This is a genomic window from Nonomuraea wenchangensis, assembly GCF_900111685.1.
In the GTDB taxonomy this organism is placed as follows: domain Bacteria; phylum Actinomycetota; class Actinomycetes; order Streptosporangiales; family Streptosporangiaceae; genus Nonomuraea; species Nonomuraea wenchangensis.
Genome location: NZ_FOHX01000039.1, coordinates 1 through 2072, shown reverse-complemented (window position 1 = coordinate 2072; position 2072 = coordinate 1). Strand labels below are relative to the sequence as shown.

Here is a 2072-nt window from a genome sequence, read left to right as displayed (position 1 = left end):
CCTAGGAGCCTTCTGATGATGTTGCTGGTCAGACTTCCGATCATGTAGGCCGAGGTTCAGGCTGGGCAGCATGATGGGGCATCGTCCCGCACGGCCGGTAGGGCCGGATGTGTGGAGCACCTGCCGGGAGCTGATCCCGGCAGGCAGCGTGTACGCGTTCTTGGCCGAGCATCGCGATGAGCTGTTTCCCGAGGAGATGTTCGCCGACCTGTACGCCGCGACCGATGGCCGGCCGAGCATCCCGCCGCAGGAACTGGCGTGTGTGCTGGTGTTGCAGGCCTTGCTGCACCACTCCGACCCGGAGGCGGCGCTGGCGCTGCGTTGTGATCTGCGGTGGAAGGCCGCCTGCGGGCTCGGCCTGCACGATCGGGGGTTCGACCCCTCGCTGCTGGTGTACTTCCGGCAGCGGCTGCGCCGATCGGGTGACCCGAACCGCATCTTCGCCCGGGTCAGCCAGGTGGCCGCGGCCAGCGGGGTGCTGTCCGGCCGGACCCGGCGGGTGCTGGACTCGGTGGTGCTGGAGGACGCGGTCGCGACCCAGGACACCATCACTCAACTGATCGCGGCGATCCGGCGGGCGGGCCGGCAGGTGCCCGGCGCCGCCCAGGTCATCACCGAACGCTGTCACGCCACCGACTACGGCCAGGCGGGCAAGCCCGCGATTGCCTGGGACGACGCCACAGCCCGCCAGGAGTTGGTATCCGCCCTGGTCACCGACGCCCTCGCGGTAGTGGCCGCGTTCGAGACGGCCGCGCGGGCGGGCAAACTGGACGAGGCGGCCGGCCAGGCCTTGGCACTGCTGGCGCTGGTGGCCGGTCAGGACGTCGAGCCGGCCGAGGGCTCCGACGGCACCGACGGACGCTGGCGGATCGCCCGCAAAGTCGCCCCGGACCGCATCATCTCCACCGTCGATCCCCAGACGCGGCACGTGCACAAGACCGTGCAGCACCGGCAGGACGGCTACAAGGGCCACGTCGTGATCGAACCCGATACCGGATTGTTCACCGGCGTCCGGCTGACCATGGCCTCCGGTGCGGGCAACCACGAGGCGGAGGTCGGCGTGGATCTCCTGACCGGGGAACCCGCCGGCCCGGCAACGTTCGAGGTGCTGGGTGACAGCGCCTACGGCACCGGCGATGCCCGCGCCGCGCTCGCCGATGCCGGGCACACCGCCGTCATCAAACCCGCACCGCTGCGCCCAGCCGTGGCCGGCGGCTTCACCATCGGCGACTTCCATGTCGATGAGGTCGCCGGCACCGTCACCTGCCCGGCCGGGGTGCAACGGCACATCACCCCGGCCCGGCATGTCGTTTTCGGTGCCGCCTGCAGCACCTGCCCCCTGCGGCAACGCTGCACCACCAGTAAGGACGGCCGCACCCTGCGCCTGCACCCCCACGACGCGCTGTTACGCCAGGCCCGCCACGTATGGGCCACCGACCCCCGGCTGCGAGCCGCCTACCGGCAGCACCGGCCCATGGTCGAACGCTCCATCGCCTGGCTGATCGGCGCGGACGGCGGCGCCCGCAAGCTCCGCTACCGCGGCGTCGGCCGCAACAACCTCTGGCTCAACCTGCGGGCAGCCGCCCTGAACATGCGCCGCCTGATCAACCTCGGACTCACTCACGTCCAGGGGGACTGGACGCTCCGGCCGGCCACCGGCTGAAGCACCGGAAGCGGGGTGTGCCTGGCCCTTCTGTCTGCTGTCCAGAACACCAAACAACATCTTCAGAAGGCTCCTAGTAGTACTTTGTTAGTTCGAGTCTCTATGAGACGGTCGTGGCATGACTCCGGCGGAGCTGGCTGATGTCCGTGGCCGTCTTGAGGACTTCGCGGGTGAGGTGTTCACCTCCTTCGCGCGTCGGGAGCAGCGGTCCAACGGCGGGTTGTACCTGCGAGGGCTGATGCTGGACGGGCGGCGTAAGTCGATGGTGCCGATGGCGGAGCGGCTGGGGGTGGATCACCAGCGGCTGCAGCAGTTCATCACCTCCTCGACCTGGGATTACGTGGCGGTACGGCGATGTCTGGCGCAGCGTGCGGTCAGGGTGGTGGCGCCGCAGGCGTGGGTGCTGGAC

The 2072-nt window shown here is 69.7% G+C and carries 2 protein-coding genes; both read left to right on the top strand.

The annotated features are described in order from the left end of the window. Positions 1–70: 70 nt before the first annotated feature. Positions 71–1663, top strand: coding sequence for an IS1182 family transposase (locus tag BMW85_RS47985; protein WP_091094444.1), 1593 nt, complete (start codon positions 71–73; stop codon positions 1661–1663). 118 nt (positions 1664–1781) lie between these two features. Then, a partial coding sequence (locus BMW85_RS47980) for a transposase (protein ID WP_143082684.1) occupies positions 1782–2072 on the top strand: 291 nt, incomplete at its 3' end.